This is a genomic window from Klebsiella grimontii, from assembly GCF_042137965.1.
In the GTDB taxonomy this organism is placed as follows: domain Bacteria; phylum Pseudomonadota; class Gammaproteobacteria; order Enterobacterales; family Enterobacteriaceae; genus Klebsiella; species Klebsiella grimontii.
The window spans coordinates 4950402-4969018 of the sequence record NZ_CP169721.1; the positions used below are offsets into that span (position 1 = coordinate 4950402).

Genomic DNA, 18617 nt, shown 5'->3' on the forward strand with positions numbered 1-18617 from the left:
TATGGGAAAGTTAGCGTTAGCAGCAAAAACCACTCACGTACCGTCGATGTATCTTTCTGAACTGCCGGGTAAAAACCACGGCTGCCGTCAGGGAGCCATCGACGGGCACAAGGAAATCGGCAAGCGGTGCCGCGAACTCGGCGTCGATACCTTCATCGTCTTTGATACCCACTGGCTGGTCAACAGCGCTTACCACATTAACTGCGCCGACCATTTCCAGGGCGTCTATACCAGCAACGAGCTGCCGCATTTTATCCGCGACATGACCTACGACTACGACGGTAACCCGGAGCTCGGCCACCTGATCGCCGACGAAGCGGTCAAGCTCGGCGTCCGCGCTAAAGCGCACAACATCCCGAGCCTTAAGCTGGAGTACGGCACGCTGGTGCCGATGCGCTACATGAACGCCGATAAGCACTTCAAAGTGGTGTCGATCTCCGCCTTCTGTACCGTTCACGACTTCGCCGACAGCCGCAAGCTGGGCGAAGCCATTCGTAAAGCTATCGAGAAATATGACGGCACCGTAGCGGTGCTGGCCAGCGGTTCGCTGTCGCATCGTTTTATCGACGATCAGCGTGCCGAAGAGGGGATGAATAGCTATACCCGCGAGTTCGATCATCAGATGGATGAGCGGGTCGTGAAGCTGTGGCGCGAGGGTAAATTCAAGGAGTTCTGCACCATGCTGCCGGAGTACGCCGACTACTGCTACGGCGAAGGCAATATGCACGACACGGTGATGCTGCTGGGCCTGCTGGGCTGGGATAAATACGACGGCAAAGTGGAATTTATCACCGAGCTGTTCGCCAGCTCCGGCACCGGCCAGGTCAACGCCGTGTTCCCGCTGCCGGAAACGGCTTAAGGAGAGCGCAGAATGCCGCATTTTATCGCTGAATGTACCGACAACATCCGGGAACAGGCTGATTTACCGGATCTGTTCAGCAAAGTGAACGACGCGCTGGCGGCGACCGGCATCTTTCCCATCGGCGGCATTCGCAGCCGCGCCATCTGGCTGGATACCTGGCAGATGGCCGACGGCCAGCATGTTTATGCCTTTGTGCATATGACGCTGAAGATTGGCGCCGGGCGCAGCCTGGAGAGCCGCCAGGACGTGGGCGATATGCTGTTCACGCTGATCAAAGCCCATTTCGCCGCGCTGATGGAGAGCCGCTACCTGGCGCTGTCGTTTGAGCTCGATGAACTGCACCCGACGCTGAACTACAAGCAGAACAACGTGCACGCCTTGTTTAAATAGCGTGCGCCCGGCCAGTCCCCTCTCCTCGTTAGGGAGAGGGAGAAAACAAGCACTGCCACAAAACCCCAGGCCGGGTAAGACGCGCCAGCGTCGCCACCCGGCGCAGCAGCACCGAAAGACGTAACAGGAAGCGACTATGCTCGATAAACATACCCATACCCTGATCGCCCAGCGGTTGAACCAGGCGGAAAAACAGCGTGAACAGATCCGCGCCATCTCGCTGGATCACCCGACGATCACCATCGAAGACGCCTACGCCGTACAGCGCGAATGGGTAAATATGAAAATCGCCGAAGGCCGCGTGCTGAAAGGGCATAAAATCGGCCTGACCTCAAAAGCGATGCAGGCCAGCTCGCAGATAAGCGAGCCGGACTACGGCGCGCTGCTGGACGATATGTTTTTCCACGACGGCGGCGATATCCCCACCGACCGCTTTATCGTCCCGCGTATCGAAGTGGAGCTGGCCTTCGTGCTCGCCAAACCGCTGCGCGGCCCCAACTGCACGCTGTTCGACGTGTATAACGCCACCGACTACGTGATCCCGGCGCTGGAGCTGATTGACGCCCGCTGCCACAACATCGATCCGGAAACCCAGCGTCCGCGTAAAGTTTTCGACACTATTTCCGATAACGCCGCCAACGCCGGGGTGATCCTTGGCGGTCGACCGATTAAACCCGACGAGCTGGACCTACGCTGGATCTCCGCTCTGCTCTATCGCAACGGCGTGATTGAAGAGACCGGCGTCGCTGCGGGGGTGCTGAATCACCCGGCCAACGGCGTGGCCTGGCTGGCGAACAAGCTGGCGCCGTACGACGTCCAGCTGGAAGCCGGACAGATTATTCTCGGCGGCTCCTTTACGCGTCCGGTACCGGCGCGCAAGGGCGACACCTTCCACGTCGACTACGGCAATATGGGCGCGATCAGCTGCCGGTTTGTCTAGGAGAAACATGATGAATAACGCCTTTAAAGACGCCTTAAAAGCGGGTAGACCGCAGATTGGCCTGTGGCTGGGGCTGACCAGCAGCTACAGCGCCGAGCTGCTGGCCGGGGCCGGATTCGACTGGCTGCTGATCGACGGCGAGCATGCGCCAAACAGCGTGCAGACGATACTGGCCCAGCTGCAGGCGATTGCTCCTTACCCCAGCCAGCCGGTGGTCCGTCCGTCGTGGAACGATCCGGTGCAGATCAAACAGCTGCTGGATATCGGCGCCCAAACCCTGCTGGTGCCGATGGTGCAAAACGCCGATGAAGCGCGGCTGGCGGTGAAAGCCACCCGCTATCCGCCCGCCGGCATTCGCGGCGTCGGCAGCGCGCTGGCCCGCGCCTCGCGCTGGAACCGCGTCCCGGATTATCTCCATCAGGCCAACGACGCGATGTGCGTGCTGGTGCAGATCGAAACTCGCGAAGCGCTCAGCAATCTGCCGCAGATCCTCGATGTCGAGGGCGTGGACGGCGTGTTTATCGGCCCGGCGGATCTGAGCGCCGATATGGGCTTCAGCGGCAACCCGCAGCATCCGGAAGTGCAGGCCGCCATTGAGCGCGCCATCGCGCAAATTCGCGCGGCGGGCAAAGCGCCGGGGATCCTGATGGCCAGCGAGCCGCTGGCGAAGCGCTACCTGGAGCTCGGCGCGCTGTTTGTCGCCGTCGGCGTCGATACCACCCTGCTGGCCCGCGGCGCGGAAGCGCTGGCGGCGCGATTTGGCGCGGAAAAAACCGCCCAGGGTTCGTCAGGCGTCTATTAACGCCGGGTGGCGCTGCGCTTACCCGGCAACCCGCAGTACCCTACAAAATTCCCATTAGAGGAAAATGATAATGAGCGATACATCATCTGCCATCCCGGAAAAGTTCGATCCGGCTAATCAGCACAAGCAGCTGACGGCGCAGCAGCAGTCGGTTATCAACAAGCTCTTTCGCCGCCTGATCGTGTTTTTGTTCGTGCTGTTTATCTTTTCGTTTTTAGATCGCATCAATATCGGCTTTGCCGGGCTGACCATGGGGCAGGATCTGGGCCTTAACGCCACCATGTTCGGCCTTGCCACCACCCTGTTTTACGCTACCTACGTCATTTTCGGCATTCCGAGCAACGTGATGCTCAGCATCGTCGGCGCTCGCCGCTGGATCGCCACCATCATGGTGCTGTGGGGCATCGCTTCCACCGCCACCATGTTCGCGACCGGGCCGAACAGCCTCTATATCCTGCGCATGCTGGTAGGGATCACCGAGGCCGGTTTTCTGCCCGGCATTCTGCTCTATCTAACCTACTGGTTCCCGGCCTTTTTCCGCGCCCGCGCCAACGCGCTGTTTATGATCGCGATGCCGGTCACCACCGCGCTGGGGTCAATCGTCTCCGGCTATATCTTGTCGATGGACGGCCTGCTCAACCTGCACGGCTGGCAGTGGCTGTTCCTGCTGGAAGGCTTCCCGTCGGTGCTGCTCGGCATTATGGTCTGGTTCTGGCTTGATGATTCGCCGTCGAAGGCCAAGTGGCTGACCGCGGAAGACAAAAAATGCCTGCAGGAGATGATGGATAACGACCGCCTGACGCTGGTCCAGCCGGAAGGGGCAATCAGCCATCACGCCATGCAGCAGCGCAGCCTGTGGCGGGAAGTGTTCACGCCGATCGTGCTGATGTACACCCTGGCCTATTTCTGCCTGACCAATACGCTCAGCGCGATCAGCATCTGGACGCCGCAGATCCTCAAAAGCTTTAACGAAAGCAGCAGCAATATCACCATCGGCCTGCTGGCGGCGATCCCGCAGATTTGTACCATTCTCGGGATGATCTACTGGAGCCGCCACTCCGATAAATACCAGGAGCGTAAGCACCACACCGCCCTGCCGTTCCTGTTCGCCGCCGCGGGCTGGCTGCTGGCGTCGGCCACCGATCACAGTCTGATCCAACTGCTCGGGATCGTGATGGCCTCCACCGGATCGTTTAGCGCGATGGCCATTTTCTGGACCACGCCGGATCAGTCGATCAGCCTGCGCGCCAGAGCGATCGGCATCGCGGTGATCAACGCGACCGGCAATATCGGATCGGCGCTCAGCCCCTTTATGATCGGCTGGCTGAAGGATATTACCGGCAGCTTTAGCAGCGGCCTGTGGTTCGTCGCCGCCCTGCTGGTCATCGGCGCGGTGATTATCTGGGCGATTCCGATGAAAGGATCGCGTCCGCGCGCGACGCCGTGAGGAGCCGCTATGTGCCAGAGCCCTGTTACCAATATCGATATGAATAAAGAGTACGATGAGAGTCTGGGGACGGAAGAGGTGCATTATCAATCGTTTGCCCGGATGGCGGAGTTCTTTGGCCGCGATATGCAGGCGCACCGCCACGACCAGTATTTTCAGATGCACTTTCTCGATACCGGGCAGATTGAGCTACAGCTCGACGATCATCGCTATTCGGTGCAGGCGCCGCTGTTTGTCCTGACCCCGCCCTCGGTGCCACACGCTTTTATCACCGAGTCCGATAGCGATGGTCACGTGCTGACGGTGCGCGAGGATCTGGTCTGGCCGCTGCTGGAGGTGCTGTACCCCGGCACCCGGGAGGCCTTCGGCCTGCCGGGCATCTGCCTGTCGCTGGCCGATAAGCCCGAGGAGCTGGCGGCGCTGGCGCACTACTGGCGGCTGATTGAACGAGAATCGACCTCGCAGCTGCCGGGGCGGGAACACACCCTGACGCTGCTGGCGCAGGCGGTGTTCACCCTGCTGCTGCGCAACGCGAAGCTTGACGACCATGCGGCCAGCGGGATACGCGGCGAGCTCAAGCTGTTCCAGCGGTTTAACCAGCTGATCGATAGCCACTACCACCAGCACTGGACGGTACCGGATTACGCCTGCGAGCTGCATCTGACCGAATCCCGGTTAACCGATATTTGCCGCCGCTTCGCCAACCGACCGCCCAAGCGGCTAATTTTCGACCGGCAGCTGCGCGAGGCCAGGCGATTACTGCTCTTCTCCGACAGTACGATCGGTGAGATAGCCTGGCAGTTGGGATTTAAGGATCCGGCCTATTTCGCCCGCTTTTTTAACCGCCTGACGGGCTGTTCGCCGAGCGCGTTCAGAACGCAAAAAGTACCGGTGTCTTAGGATCGTCCCGCAGGCGATGCTGCGCATCTGTCCGGGCTACCGGCCCGCAGACGGCGGTGAACCCGTAGCCCGGGCAAGGCGCGTCAAGCGCCGCCCCCGGGAGCAGAGCGCAGAGTCGCTGAATGTCCCGCAGGCGATGCCGCGCATCTGTTCGGCTACAAATTCAAAACCCGCGCTGACTTATCGCCCGGTTCACCGGGGAGCCAGGCCGGAAAATAGAAAAACCGACCCCGATCACATAACCCAATCCCGCCTGAAAAGTACCGACCGTTGACCTAAAAGTCTCTTCACGAAAGCCGCGTTAACCGCTTCAATTGAACAACAAAAACAAAACATAAATTTAACATCGCATTCCGATTAATACTGAAGAGGTCACCTATGAAACCTGAAAACTTCCGTGCAGATACCAAGCGCCCGTTAACCGGTGAAGAGTACCTGAAGAGCCTGCAGGACGGCCGCGAAATCTATATTTACGGTGAACGCGTTAAAGACGTGACCACCCATCCGGCGTTCCGCAACGCCGCCGCCTCCGTCGCCCAAATGTACGATGCGCTGCATAAACCCGAGCTGCAGGATACCCTGTGCTGGGGCACCGACACCGGCAGCGGCGGCTACACCCACAAGTTCTTCCGCGTGGCGAAAAGCGCCGATGACCTGCGCCAGCAGCGCGACGCCATCGCCGAATGGTCGCGCCTAAGCTACGGCTGGATGGGCCGCACCCCGGACTACAAGGCCGCGTTCGGCTGCGCGCTCGGCGCGAACCCGGGATTTTACGGCCAGTTCGAGCAGAACGCCCGCGACTGGTACACCCGCATCCAGGAAACCGGCCTGTACTTTAACCACGCCATCGTCAACCCGCCGATCGATCGCCATAAGCCCGCCGATGAAGTGAAAGATGTTTATATCAAGCTGGAGAAAGAGACCGACGCTGGGATCATCGTCAGCGGCGCGAAGGTGGTGGCCACCAACTCGGCGCTGACCCACTACAACATGATCGGCTTCGGCTCGGCGCAGGTGATGGGCGAAAACCCCGACTTCGCGCTGATGTTCGTCGCGCCGATGGATGCCGAAGGCGTTAAGCTTATCTCCCGCGCCTCCTATGAGCTGGTCGCCGGCGCCACCGGATCGCCGTACGACTATCCGCTCTCCAGCCGCTTCGACGAAAATGATGCGATCCTGGTGATGGATAACGTGCTGATCCCATGGGAAAACGTCCTGATCTATCGCGACTTCGACCGCTGCCGCCGCTGGACGATGGAAGGCGGCTTCGCCCGCATGTATCCGCTGCAGGCCTGCGTGCGCCTGGCGGTGAAGCTCGATTTCATCACCGCCCTGCTGAAACGCTCGCTGGAGTGTACCGGCACCCTTGAGTTCCGCGGCGTGCAGGCCGAGCTCGGCGAAGTGGTGGCCTGGCGCAATATGTTCTGGGCGCTGAGCGATTCAATGTGCGCCGAAGCGACGCCGTGGGTCAACGGCGCGTATCTGCCGGATCACGCCGCGCTGCAAACCTACCGCGTGATGGCGCCGATGGCCTACGCCAAAATCAAAAACATTATCGAGCGCAGCGTCACCAGCGGCCTGATCTACCTGCCGTCCAGCGCCCGCGATCTCAACAACCCGCAGATCAACGAATACCTGGCGAAATACGTGCGCGGATCGAACGGTATGGATCACGTCGAGCGTATCAAGATCCTCAAACTGATGTGGGACGCGATCGGCAGCGAATTCGGCGGCCGCCATGAGCTGTATGAAATCAACTATTCCGGTAGCCAGGATGAGATTCGCCTGCAGTGCCTGCGTCAGGCGCAAAGCTCCGGCAACATGGACAAAATGATGGCGATGGTGGATCGCTGCCTGTCCGAGTACGACCAGAACGGCTGGACGGTGCCGCATCTGCACAACAATACCGATATCAACATGCTGGATAAGCTGCTGAAGTAACCGGCAGCGGGAGGTCACAATGCAATTAGATGAACAACGTCTGCGTTTTCGCGATGCCATGGCCAGTCTGTCGGCCGCCGTTAACGTCATCACCACCGAAGGCGAGGCGGGCCGCTGCGGTATCACCGCCACCGCGGTCTGTTCGGTGACCGATACGCCGCCGTCGGTGATGGTCTGCATCAACGCCAATAGCGCGATGAATCCGGTGTTTCAGGGCAACGGCAAGCTGTGCATCAACGTGCTGAACCACGAGCAAGAGGAGATGGCCCGCCACTTCGCCGGCATGACCGGGATGACGATGGACGACCGCTTCGGCCTCAGCGGCTGGCAAAAAGGCGCGCTGGGCCAGCCGGTGCTGAAAGGCGCGCTGGCGAGCCTCGAAGGCGAAATTAGCCAGGTGCAGACCATCGGTAGCCATCTGGTCTATCTGGTGGAAATCAGGAATATTACCCTGAGCCAGCAGGGCCACGGGCTGATCTACTTTAAGCGCCGCTTCCATCCGGTGATGATGGAGATGGACGTCGTGGCGTAGTTTTGCTTCCCCTCTCTCGCGGGAGAGGGGATTGTCTGTTTTCTCCGCTCGTCACAGTGAGAATATCCCTGTGATCTCAATCACATATTTAAGCCCGCCGGGATTCCTGCCCAACCGCTTACCCCCGCAAGTGACCGCTTAACCCTACATATAACCACTCACAGATTTACCCAACTTTACGCGCGCGACGTTCTGGCAAGATGGTCCCCAGCATAGCTAATCAATGCCTCCTCAAACCCTAACTAAACCCAGACGGCTTCGGCCCATTATTCATCTTATTAAGCCAGGTTTTACTATGGATACTAAAAAGTTATTCAAGCACATACCCTGGGTGATTCTTGGAATCATCGGGGCATTTTGCCTCTCGGTCGTCGCTCTGCGCCGCGGTGAGCACGTCAGTGCGCTGTGGATCGTGGTGGCGTCGGTTTCCGTCTACCTCGTCGCCTACCGTTATTACAGCCTGTATATCGCGCAAAAGGTAATGAAGCTCGACCCTACGCGCTCCACGCCTGCGGTGATTAACAACGATGGCCTGAACTACGTTCCAACCAACCGCTACGTGCTGTTTGGCCACCACTTTGCCGCGATTGCCGGCGCCGGTCCGCTGGTGGGCCCGGTGCTCGCCGCGCAGATGGGCTACCTGCCGGGTACCCTGTGGCTACTGGCGGGCGTGGTGCTGGCCGGGGCGGTGCAGGACTTTATGGTGCTGTTTATCTCCTCGCGCCGTAACGGCGCCTCGCTGGGGGAAATGATCAAGCAGGAGATGGGGCCGGTACCGGGATCCATCGCCCTGTTCGGCTGCTTCCTGATAATGATCATCATCCTCGCGGTGCTGGCGTTGATCGTGGTGAAAGCGCTGGCGGAAAGCCCGTGGGGCGTGTTTACCGTCTGCTCGACCGTGCCGATTGCCCTGTTTATGGGGATCTATATGCGCTTCCTGCGCCCAGGCCGCGTAGGCGAAGTGTCGGTGATTGGTATCGTCCTGCTGGTGGCGTCCATTTACTTCGGCGGCATCATTGCCCACGACCCGTACTGGGGCCCGGCGCTGACCTTTAAAGACACCACTATTACCTTTACCCTGATCGGCTACGCGTTTATCTCCGCGCTGCTGCCGGTGTGGCTGATTCTGGCGCCGCGTGACTACCTGGCGACCTTCCTGAAAATCGGCGTTATCGTCGGCCTGGCGCTGGGGATCGTTATCCTCAACCCGGACCTGAAAATGCCGGCGGTGACCCAGTACATTGACGGTACCGGCCCGCTGTGGAAAGGCGCCCTGTTCCCGTTCCTGTTTATCACCATCGCCTGCGGCGCGGTCTCCGGCTTCCACGCCCTGATCGCTTCCGGCACCACGCCGAAGCTGCTGTCTAACGAAACCGACGCCCGCTTTATCGGCTACGGCGCGATGCTGATGGAGTCCTTCGTGGCGGTGATGGCGCTGGTAGCGGCCTCAATCATCGAACCGGGCCTCTACTTCGCGATGAACACCCCGCCGGCGGGCCTCGGCATCACCATGCCGAACCTGCACGAAATGGGCGGTGAAAACGCCGCGCTGATTGCCGCGCAGCTAAGGGATGTCACCGCGCACGCGGCGGCGACCGTCAGCTCCTGGGGCTTTGTGATTTCACCTGAGCAAATCCTGCAAACCGCGAAAGATATCGGCGAACCGTCGGTACTCAACCGCGCGGGCGGCGCGCCGACGCTGGCTGTGGGTATCGCTCACGTGTTCCACAAAATCATCCCGATGGCGGATATGGGCTTCTGGTACCACTTCGGTATTCTGTTTGAAGCGCTATTTATCCTCACCGCGCTGGATGCCGGTACCCGCGCAGGCCGCTTTATGCTGCAGGATCTGCTGGGCAACTTCGTACCGTTCCTCAAGAAAACCGACTCGCTGGTGGCGGGTATTATCGGCACCGCGGGCTGCGTCGGCCTATGGGGCTACCTGCTGTATCAGGGCGTGGTCGACCCGCTGGGCGGCGTGAAGAGCCTGTGGCCGCTGTTCGGTATCTCTAACCAGATGCTGGCCGCCGTGGCGCTGGTGCTCGGCACCGTGGTGCTGGTCAAAATGCAGCGCACCAAATATATCTGGGTCACCGTGATCCCGGCCGCGTGGCTGCTGCTGTGCACCACCTGGGCGCTGGGCCTGAAACTGTTCAGCACCAACCCGCAGATGGAAGGTTTCTTCTTCATGGCGCAGCAGTATAAAGAGAAGATCGCCGCCGGCGGCGAACTGACCGCGCAGCAGATTGCCAACATGAACCATATCGTGGTGAACAACTACACCAACGCGGGTCTGAGCATTCTGTTCCTGGTGGTGGTCTACAGCATCATCTTCTACGGCATCAAAACCTGGCTCAACGTGCGCAACAATAAAGTGCGTACTGACAAAGAGACGCCGTACGTGCCGGTACCGGAAGGCGGCGTGAAGACCTCTTCGCATCACTAAACCTTAATGCCGGATGGCGCTACGCTTATCCGGTCTACACAAGCGAATGTTTGTAGGCCGGATGAGGCGCTAGCCGCCATCCGGCTTTATTCGTTCTCTGGGACTCACAATGTTTGGTAACTTAGGTCAGGCAAAAAAATACCTCGGTCAGGCGGCAAAAATGCTGATCGGCATTCCGGATTACGACAACTACGTCGAGCATATGCAGACCAACCATCCGGACAAGCCGTACATGACCTATGATGAATTCTTTCGCGAACGCCAGCAGGCTCGCTACGGCGGCGATGGCAAAGGCGGCGTGCGCTGCTGTTAATGGAGGTAAACATGGCACCGATTGCAGTCACCCTGCTGACCGGTTTTCTTGGCGCGGGTAAAACCACCCTGCTGCGTCATATTCTGAACGAACGGCACGGCTTTAAAATTGCCGTTATCGAAAATGAATTTGGCGAAGTCGCCATCGATAACCAGCTTATCGGCGATCGCGCCACGCAGATTAAAACCCTGACCAACGGCTGTATCTGCTGTACCCGCTCCAACGAGCTGGAAGACGCCCTGCTCGATCTGCTCGACAGCCGCGATCGCGGAGACATCGCTTTTGACCGGCTGGTGATCGAATGCACCGGCATGGCCGACCCCGGCCCGATCATCCAGACCTTTTTCTCTCACGATGTGCTGTGTGAACGCTATCTGCTGGATGGCGTGATTGCGCTGGTTGACGCGGTGCACGCCGACCAGCAGATGAATCAGTTCACCATCGCCCAGTCGCAGGTGGGCTACGCCGATCGCATTCTGCTCACCAAAACTGACGTGGCGGGCGACAGCGACAAGCTCCGCGAACGGCTGACGCGTATTAACGCCCGCGCGCCGATTTACAACGTTACCCACGGCGATATCGATCTGAACCTGCTGTTTAACACCAGCGGCTTTATGCTGGAGGAGAACGTGGTCAGCAGCAAACCGCGCTTCCACTTTATGGCCGATAAGCAGAACGACGTGTCGTCTATCGTGGTGGAGCTGGATTATCCGGTGGATATCAGCGAGGTGTCGCGGGTGATGGAAAACCTGCTGCTCACCTTCGCAGAACAGCTGATGCGCTATAAAGGGATGCTGTGGATCGACGGCGAGCCCAACCGCCTGCTGTTCCAGGGGGTTCAGCGGCTATACAGCGCCGACTGGGATCGGCCGTGGGGCGATGAACGGCCGCACAGTACCCTGGTGTTTATTGGGATACAGCTTCCGGAAGATGAGATTCGCACCGCTTTTGAAAGCCTGCGCAAGTAGCCACGCAGCTCATCCCCCTCTTCAGGAGGGGGAATACGCGCATGAAAATGTAAAAATTTACTTTTATATGTAACAACAGAAACGTTTTTGGAAATAATTAGAAAGGCAATTATTGCGTTTATAACCGCTTTTTCTCGCCTGTTCAGCGAATATTTAGCCAAAAGATTCAACTCACGCTCAACGGCCAAAGATTACCCATTGACAGCGCCGTAAAAACAACTAACAAACAACACAAATAAATATATCTAATAACAAAATTAGCATAAAACAGTCATCGCTAGCTGATTTGCAGTCATAAAAATCGATTGTTAAGGTGCCCTCCGCGTAATGTAATGATGAGGCACAAACCATGAAAAAGCTGAATATCCTTCTCCTCACGGCCTTGACCGCCGTCTCGGGATCCGCACTGGCGATGGGCGGTACCGTTGAGCAGGGCAAGAACTTCACCAACCTGAATCTGGAAATGGGGAAATCCTCCTCTGGCCTGTATGTGGAAAGCAACTGGCTCAAAAATACCGATGACGGTACCCAGACAGGCGGCGTCGGCGCGGGTTATAACCTGGAACTCGGCCCGGTGATGCTCAATGCCGGCGCGAAAGCTATCTACCTGGGTCCCAAAAAAGGCGATAACGGCGTGGCCTTCCCTATCGGTGGCGGCGTCAACGTGGCCCTGACCGACAGCATCCATCTCTATGGTGAGGGCTATGCCGCGCCAGAGGGCCTGAACAACAGCGTCAAAAACTACGTTGAAGCCAACGGCGGCGTAAGCTGGACGCCCATCACCCCGGTCACGCTGAAAGTGGGCTATCGCCACGTCAGCGTCGACGGCAAAGATGGCCGCCCGGGCCACACGCTGATTGACGGCGCTTATGTCGGCGGTGGGGTTACCTTCTGATGAACGGCCGCTTCGCCGCGCTTTGCGCGCTGAGCCTCGCCGTGCTGCTGTCAGGCTGCGTCCAGTACAAATGGGTGAAACCGGGCGTCAGCGATACGGAGATGAATAAAAAGCTCACCGAGTGCGAAGCGCAGGCGCTGATCGATCTCCCCCCGGATAACGTCGTCACCGGTTCAAGCTCGGAAAAAACGGACAAAGAGAACAAGAAAAAGGATATTTCCACCAACTATACGGTGGAGGACGCCAATGCGGGGCGCAGAGATACGCTTGTAGACAGCTGCATGTTTAAAAGCGGCTGGGATAAGATTGAAGTTCAGTGATCGCCAAAAAAACCTGCCGGATGGCAGGTTTTTGTCTTCACGCCGTTATTTATGCACGACGACCAGTTTCTGATTCACAAACTCTTTAATGCCAAGATCGGAAAGCTCGCGGCCAAACCCGGAGCGCTTAACGCCGCCAAACGGCAGCTCCGGCGCGGTATCGGTTAGCCAGTTGATATAGACCATCCCGGTTTCAATCCGCGAGGCCATACGTTTCGCCCTTTCGATATCCTGGCTGAATACGGCTCCGCCAAGGCCATAGTGCGAATCGTTGGCCAGCTTCACCGCCTCATCGTCATCTTTCACCACGTAGATTTGCGCGACCGGACCGAAGAACTCTTCGAAGTAGGCCGGGTTATCGCGGGTAATGCCGGTCAAAATGGTCGGCTCGAAAAAGCTGCCCTCCCGCTGCGCGGGTTTGCCGCCCAGGTGCAGCTTCGCGCCGTTTTTCAGCGCGTCATTCACCTGCCTGGTCAGCGTTTCCAGCGCATCTTTTGAGGAGAGCGGACCCAGCGTCGTACTCTCATCCAGCGGATCGCCGATTTTCACCTGACGGAAGGCCTCGGTAAACTGGCTCAGGAACGCGTCGGCAATTTTTTCATGCAGGATAAAGCGCTTCGCCGCGGTGCACACCTGGCCCGCGTTGTTGAGCCGCGCCTGTACACCGATCTTCACCGCCTTCGCCAGATCGGCATCGTCCAGGACCACAAAGACATCGTTACCGCCCAGTTCAAGCGTCGCTTTCTTAATGTGTTTAGCCGCCTGCGCCGCCACCACGCTACCGGCTTTTTCCGAGCCGGTCAGGGCTGCGCCCTGTACGCGATCGTCGGCGATAATCTTCGCCACCTGATCCTGAGAAATAAACAGGTTAGTCCACGCGCCTTCCGGCGCGCCGGCTTCGCGTACCAGGTGGGCGAAGGTTTCCGCACAATGCGGGACGATGCTGGCATGCTTGGCGATAACCGGGTTCCCCGCCGCCAGGTTCGGCGCCAGCACGCGCATAAGCTGGTAATAAGGGAAGTTCCACGGTTCTACCGCCATCAGCACGCCGATGGGATGGTGTTCGACCCAGGCTTCACCCAGCTCGGACGGATACTTTACCGGCGCCAAAAACTGTTTGGCGTTGTCGGCGTAGTGGCGGGCAATTTGCGCGCACAGTTTAACCTCACCGCGGCTCTGCGCAATAAGCTTGCCCATCTCCTGGCTGGCGATTTCGGCCAGTTCGTCAACCCGGTCATCGATCAGATCCGCCAGCTTGTGCAGCACCGATAGCCGCTGCGCTATATCGCCTTTCGACCACGACGAATGATATAGCGCATCCGCCTTCTGCAGCGCCGCCTCTACGTCCGCATCGCTGTGTGCCGGATACTCTTTGATGAGCTGATTGTTTGCAGGATTCACCGTCTGATAAGCCATATCGTATGTCTCCTTGTTATCGCTGTTAACGCAGTCATAAATACCGCACAGGATATTAAGGGTAGTCGAGATAGCTGTGGATGCGGCCAAACTCAGAGAGATACGGAATTTTCCCGAAATGGAACGGGGAACGCTATCAGCATAAACCCCTCATAAATAACGTCAATATATCAATATCTTAGTGAATAACAGCCCGGATATCTGCCTCCGACAAACCGGTAATTCTCAGCACCGTTTCCAGCGCCATCCCTTCGGCGAGCATCGTTTGAGCAATACGCAGCGCTTCGGCGCGCTGCCCCTCCTCAACGCCCTCAGGTCGACCTTCCCGCTTCCCCTGCCTGCGCCCCACTTCACGTCATCTTTCGGCGATAGTCATTAGCTTCCCCTTGTGATGCGGTACCCGCCGGGCCACTTCGCGGATAAATTTCCCCAACCGAAGCGCTTTGCCCGAGTGAATCAGATAATTAAACAGCGTTTTTAGCTGCCTGTCCTTAGCGTATCCGCTAAGCAAAATGGCCGTCAGATGTTCCACAATGCCCAGCAGATCGCGCTGACGAATATGTTTTTGCAGCAGTTCAAGTAAGGCTACTCGGCGATGCTGGACAATTTCATTCCTCGTTTGCAAGCGAGACATTTTTGTGGAAGGCGACTCGCGGTTCTTCCGCAGGCTGAAGGCATGTTATAAACAACTATCCCTCTCAGCTAAGGAGCCCACCGTGAGCCATACGCGCAATATTCAGCAAACCTTTTGGCGCGACGAACAGCTGCCCTGGCTGGAGCTGCGCAGTACCTGGAACAGCCGACAGGCCTATAAACGTCATCGCCATCCGCAGCTCTCCATTGGGGCGATTATCGAGGGGGAAACGCGCTGTCTCTGCAATGGTCAGGAGTATCTGCTGCGGCCCGGCGATCTGATTATTATTCCCGCCCAGGCGCCCCACAGCTGTAATCCGCGCGACGGCCAGCCGCGCAGCTACCATATGCTCTATCTCGAGCTAAGCTGGTGCTGGCGACAGCTGGCAGGCGATGGGCATCATGAGCGATTGATAGCCTCCCAGCCGGTGATACGCGATGCCGAACTGTTTGCCCGGTATTTGCAGATCGTGGAATTGATGAGCCAGCAGAACACCGCCGCGTTACCCGAAAGCGTCGCCCGCTTGCTGCGCGGCCTGCCGCTGCGCCCGCTCGCGCCTGCGGCGCTAAGCCAAACCAGCGCGCGTTTGTTCAGTCGTCTGGCAACCAATCTGCAGGCGCCGCCGACGCTGGATAGCCTCGCCGAGGAGTTTGCGCTGCGTAAAGAGACGCTGATCCGCGCCTTCAAGCACGATACCGGCCTGACGCCCGCCAGTTTTATCAATATCGCGCGGATTGAGTTCGCCAAATCGCGCCTGCGCGCCGGGGATACTATCGCCGATGTGGGCTACCAGGCCGGGTTTGCCGACCAGAGCCACTTTCATAAAATCTTTGTCAGCTATACCGCCGCCACGCCGCGCCAGTATGCGCAGCGCCGATCAATAACAGACAATAATTAGCGTTCGCGCTGGCGTAGGGTGACCTCAGGTTATTACTGAGGTTGCTATGGACATACTCGCTACGCTCTTTCCCTCCGCCTTCCCCGCGCTGGCGCTCTCCCATTTTGTCGCCCTGCTGAGCCCCGGGCCGGATTTTTTTCTGCTGGTGGGCTACGCCATCCGCTATCGCCTGCGCGGCAGCGTCGGCCTGTGTCTCGGTATTGCCGCCGGAAACGGTTTATATATTATTCTGGCGATTATCGGCTGGGGGATCCTGCGCCAGGCGCCGCTGCTGTTTACGGTGATTGAGCTGCTGGGCGCGGCGTATTTGCTGTGGATTGGCAGCCTGCTGCTCAGAAGCCGCCCGGCCATGCTGGCGCTGCACGGCGCCTCGGCTTCGCGCCCGTCGCTGGTGAGACAGCTTTTTCTCGGGCTGGGTTCTTCGCTGCTGAATCCGAAAAACGCGCTCTTCTACCTCGCGCTGATGACCTCCCTATTGGGACCGAACGTCACGCTGGTGCAGCAGGCCGTCAGCGGGGCATGGATGACCAGCGTGGTGCTGCTGTGGGATCTGTTGCTGGTCACGCTGATTGCGCTACCCTCGGTGCAGCGCCGCCTTTCCGCCGTCGTCTGGCGAGTCGAGCGCACGGCCGGCGCCATACTGATGGTTTTTGGCGGCTGGATTGTGTGGCAGTTTATTTTTAATTAGTATTGTCGACGACCCAATAAGGACAAAGCCTCATCATTCTCTGTACAAGAATAAACGAGGCTCTATTCTCTCTCTCTTTTAAACAATATTTATTCCGGGCTATTTGCCGTCAACATATCCATCGGCACAAATACCCACTGCTGCGCTTCCGAGCCGTTAAATTCGAAAAGAATAATCGGATTCCCCGGGTTCGTGCCGCGGTTGTAGCTGTCCATAACAAAGGTCGGATTTTGTTTGCTTTTAATAAAGCGACGTGAGCTGACTAAATCCCACCGCTGCGTCGCTTTATTCCCGCGAACCTGAAGCTCAATCGCTGCGCCTGAACCCATACGATCCTCGCGGATACCCAGCAGCAGCTCCTCACTGGCGGCCAGGACGATCTCGCCGGTCCTGTCATCAACCGACCACAGAATTTTATTTAACGGTGAGGACGCTGGTAAGATAACAGCCTTAGCCCCGGTTTGCTGATCGCTAATACCTAATACTATGTCTTTTTTTGCTGTATATTTAAATATACCAATCATGATCAACTCCTTTTATAAAAGACCAGTAGCAAGAGAAATTTATTAACGTTCTCCCTGAAATAAACAATGCCTTATTTAACCTTGAGTATAATGTGATTAAGATCACTTATTAATAATTAATTTAAGAAAGAACTCATGTACAATATATATTATAAATGTATTTAACTTTAATTATTTAAAAATAGAATTTAAGCTACGTAAATTAAATTAACCCTCATCGTCTCTCTCGTCGGGAAAAGAGGAATCCGAATGACCAGGGCGTCAAATGGCGAAGATTTTACGCATTAGCCGTCAGGCTATATGCTTAAGACTATGGAAAAACTCGCTGAACTGAAACGTGCCAAGCTGCTGGCGCTCTCGCTGCTGCTGATTGCAGCCGCTATTTTTATCACTACCCTCGTGCTGCCGCCGACGCCATGGGTCGGTGCGCTAAAGGCTATTTCCGAAGCGGCGATGGTCGGTGCGCTGGCGGACTGGTTCGCGGTAGTGGCGCTGTTTCGCCGCATTCCGCTGCCGTTCGTTGCGCAGCATACGGCGATTATCCCGCGCAATAAGGACCGGATAGCCGATAATCTCGGCTATTTCGTGCAGGAAAAATTTCTTGATACACCGTCGCTGGTGGCGCTGATCCGCCGCTACGAACCGGCGCTGATGCTCGGTAACTGGTTCAGCCAGCCGGAAAACGCGCGGCGGGTCGGCCAGCATCTGCTGCAAGTGATGAGCGGGTTTCTCGAGCTCACCGACGATGCGCGTATTCAGCGCCTGCTGCGCCGGGCGGTGCATAAAGCGATTGATAAGGTCGATTTAACCCAAACCAGCGCCATGATGCTGGAGGGTCTGACGCGCGATAACCGCCACCAAAAGCTGCTCGATTCGCTGATTAGCCAGCTGATCGCCCTGCTCCAGCGCGACAGCTCGCGGGCGTTTATTGCCCGCGGCATCGTGCACTGGCTGGAGACCGAGCATCCGCTAAAAGCCAAACTGCTGCCTACCGAATGGCTCGGCGAGCACAGCGCTGAAATGGTTACCGACGCGGTTAACACGCTGCTCGACGAAGTGAGTCAGGATCGCGCCCATCAGATCCGCCAGGCCTTCGATCGCGCGGCGCTGAAGCTGATCGACAACCTGAAGTCCGATCCGCTGATGGCGGAAAAAGCAGACAATATCAAAGCGTATCTGAAAAACGATGAGACCTTTAACCGCTATCTGGGCGAAGTGTGGGCCGACCTGCGCGGCTGGGTTAAAAACGACGTTAATAGCGACGATTCACGCATCAAGCAGCGCATTGCCGAAGCCGGTCAGTGGTTTGGCGAAACGCTGCTCCACGATGAGGCGCTGCGCGAATCGCTGAACGAACACCTTGAACAGGCGGCGCACCGGGTGGCCCCGGAGTTTGCCGCCTTCCTGACGCGCCATATCAGCGATACGGTCAAAAGCTGGGACTCCCGCGATATGTCGCGACAAATCGAGCTGAACATTGGTAAGGACCTGCAGTTTATCCGCATCAACGGCACGCTGGTCGGCGGCACTATCGGCCTGCTGCTGTGGCTGTTTTCACAAATTCCGGCGCTGCTGCATTTACATATTTAATTCAACTATTTGTTTTTAATGTATTTATTACACGAATACATATTAACCCCTGAAAATATATGGATATTTAGGTTGACCCTAAATTTATTGCAGTGTGAAGTGCTGAAATAG

At 57.6% G+C, this 18617-nt stretch carries 19 protein-coding genes and 1 pseudogene; 16 read left to right on the plus strand and 4 right to left on the minus strand.

Annotated elements, in window-relative coordinates; translation table 11 throughout:
- The first annotated feature begins 1 nt into the window (after position 1).
- Both hpaD and ACE3MN_RS23195 read left to right on the plus strand, forming a co-directional pair.
- Positions 2-859 carry a 3,4-dihydroxyphenylacetate 2,3-dioxygenase gene (gene hpaD, locus ACE3MN_RS23190; RefSeq protein WP_004133172.1) on the plus strand — a complete coding sequence of 286 codons (858 nt, stop codon included), beginning with the start codon at positions 2-4 and terminating at the stop codon, positions 857-859.
- A gap of 12 nt (positions 860-871) precedes the next feature.
- Entirely contained in the window at positions 872-1252 is a 381-nt protein-coding gene (locus tag ACE3MN_RS23195; protein WP_375364180.1) for a 5-carboxymethyl-2-hydroxymuconate Delta-isomerase, read from the plus strand.
- Positions 1253-1280: 28 nt separating this feature from the next.
- Here ACE3MN_RS23195 and ACE3MN_RS23200 read toward each other — a convergent pair whose 3' ends face one another.
- Positions 1281-1403 (minus strand): hypothetical protein, encoded by a 123-nt coding sequence (locus ACE3MN_RS23200; RefSeq protein ID WP_256660743.1) that lies wholly within the window; start codon positions 1401-1403, stop codon positions 1281-1283.
- Between ACE3MN_RS23200 and hpaH the strand changes: the two genes are divergently transcribed.
- From hpaH to ACE3MN_RS23255, 11 genes are all read left to right on the plus strand, one after another.
- A complete protein-coding gene (gene hpaH / locus ACE3MN_RS23205) occupies positions 1389-2192 on the plus strand; it encodes a 2-oxo-hept-4-ene-1,7-dioate hydratase (protein ID WP_024360424.1) in 804 nt (267 codons plus the stop codon). The genes ACE3MN_RS23200 and hpaH overlap by 15 nt on opposite strands.
- A 10-nt stretch (positions 2193-2202) precedes the next feature.
- Complete coding sequence (gene hpaI, locus ACE3MN_RS23210) at positions 2203-2994, plus strand: 4-hydroxy-2-oxoheptanedioate aldolase (protein ID WP_004133176.1); 792 nt, start codon at positions 2203-2205, stop codon at positions 2992-2994.
- A 70-nt stretch (positions 2995-3064) separates the two neighbouring features.
- A complete protein-coding gene (hpaX, locus tag ACE3MN_RS23215) occupies positions 3065-4441 on the plus strand; it encodes a 4-hydroxyphenylacetate permease (RefSeq protein ID WP_098067353.1) in 1377 nt (458 codons plus the stop codon).
- A gap of 9 nt (positions 4442-4450) precedes the next feature.
- The gene (gene hpaA / locus ACE3MN_RS23220) at positions 4451-5341 is read left to right on the plus strand and encodes a 4-hydroxyphenylacetate catabolism regulatory protein HpaA (protein ID WP_024360426.1); all 891 of its coding nucleotides are present in this window, start codon (positions 4451-4453) and stop codon (positions 5339-5341) included.
- Between the two features lie 378 nt (positions 5342-5719).
- Positions 5720-7282 (plus strand): 4-hydroxyphenylacetate 3-monooxygenase, oxygenase component, encoded by a 1563-nt coding sequence (hpaB, locus tag ACE3MN_RS23225; RefSeq protein WP_004133179.1) that lies wholly within the window; start codon positions 5720-5722, stop codon positions 7280-7282.
- A gap of 19 nt (positions 7283-7301) precedes the next feature.
- Positions 7302-7814 (plus strand): 4-hydroxyphenylacetate 3-monooxygenase reductase subunit, encoded by a 513-nt coding sequence (locus ACE3MN_RS23230; RefSeq protein WP_004098296.1) that lies wholly within the window; start codon positions 7302-7304, stop codon positions 7812-7814.
- 295 nt (positions 7815-8109) lie between these two features.
- Positions 8110-10260: a carbon starvation CstA family protein gene (locus ACE3MN_RS23235; RefSeq protein ID WP_375364181.1), complete on the plus strand. Its 2151-nt coding sequence runs from the start codon at positions 8110-8112 to the stop codon at positions 10258-10260.
- 109 nt (positions 10261-10369) lie between these two features.
- On the plus strand, positions 10370-10573 hold the full coding sequence (locus ACE3MN_RS23240; protein ID WP_004098292.1) for a YbdD/YjiX family protein: 204 nt from the start codon (positions 10370-10372) through the stop codon (positions 10571-10573).
- Positions 10574-10584: 11 nt separating this feature from the next.
- Positions 10585-11541: a GTPase gene (gene yjiA, locus ACE3MN_RS23245; RefSeq protein WP_116944340.1), complete on the plus strand. Its 957-nt coding sequence runs from the start codon at positions 10585-10587 to the stop codon at positions 11539-11541.
- 349 nt (positions 11542-11890) lie between these two features.
- The gene (locus ACE3MN_RS23250; protein ID WP_004133182.1) at positions 11891-12436 is read left to right on the plus strand and encodes a YfaZ family outer membrane protein; all 546 of its coding nucleotides are present in this window, start codon (positions 11891-11893) and stop codon (positions 12434-12436) included.
- On the plus strand, positions 12436-12756 hold the full coding sequence (locus ACE3MN_RS23255; RefSeq protein ID WP_375364182.1) for a hypothetical protein: 321 nt from the start codon (positions 12436-12438) through the stop codon (positions 12754-12756). The genes ACE3MN_RS23250 and ACE3MN_RS23255 overlap by 1 nt, the downstream gene beginning before the upstream one ends.
- A gap of 45 nt (positions 12757-12801) precedes the next feature.
- Here the strand turns inward: ACE3MN_RS23255 and ACE3MN_RS23260 are convergent, their stop codons facing one another.
- Entirely contained in the window at positions 12802-14172 is a 1371-nt protein-coding gene (locus ACE3MN_RS23260) for an NAD-dependent succinate-semialdehyde dehydrogenase (protein ID WP_049132026.1), read from the minus strand.
- 178 nt (positions 14173-14350) lie between these two features.
- Positions 14351-14785 (minus strand): annotated as a pseudogene (locus tag ACE3MN_RS23265) (Rpn family recombination-promoting nuclease/putative transposase); the annotation flags it as partial.
- Positions 14786-14888: 103 nt separating this feature from the next.
- On the opposite strand from ACE3MN_RS23265, the gene ACE3MN_RS23270 reads away from it, so the two are divergent.
- Both ACE3MN_RS23270 and ACE3MN_RS23275 read left to right on the plus strand, forming a co-directional pair.
- On the plus strand, positions 14889-15704 hold the full coding sequence (locus ACE3MN_RS23270) for an AraC family transcriptional regulator (protein ID WP_049132027.1): 816 nt from the start codon (positions 14889-14891) through the stop codon (positions 15702-15704).
- 46 nt (positions 15705-15750) lie between these two features.
- The gene (locus tag ACE3MN_RS23275) at positions 15751-16392 is read left to right on the plus strand and encodes a LysE family translocator (protein ID WP_049132028.1); all 642 of its coding nucleotides are present in this window, start codon (positions 15751-15753) and stop codon (positions 16390-16392) included.
- An 89-nt stretch (positions 16393-16481) separates the two neighbouring features.
- Here ACE3MN_RS23275 and ACE3MN_RS23280 read toward each other — a convergent pair whose 3' ends face one another.
- On the minus strand, positions 16482-16916 hold the full coding sequence (locus ACE3MN_RS23280; RefSeq protein WP_049132029.1) for an RICIN domain-containing protein: 435 nt from the start codon (positions 16914-16916) through the stop codon (positions 16482-16484).
- Positions 16917-17216: 300 nt separating this feature from the next.
- Here ACE3MN_RS23280 and ACE3MN_RS23285 point away from each other — a divergent pair, with 300 nt between their 5' ends.
- Positions 17217-18506, plus strand: a complete 1290-nt coding sequence (locus ACE3MN_RS23285; protein ID WP_074168711.1) for a DUF445 domain-containing protein — start codon at positions 17217-17219, stop codon at positions 18504-18506.
- The last annotated feature ends 111 nt before the right edge of the window (positions 18507-18617 follow it).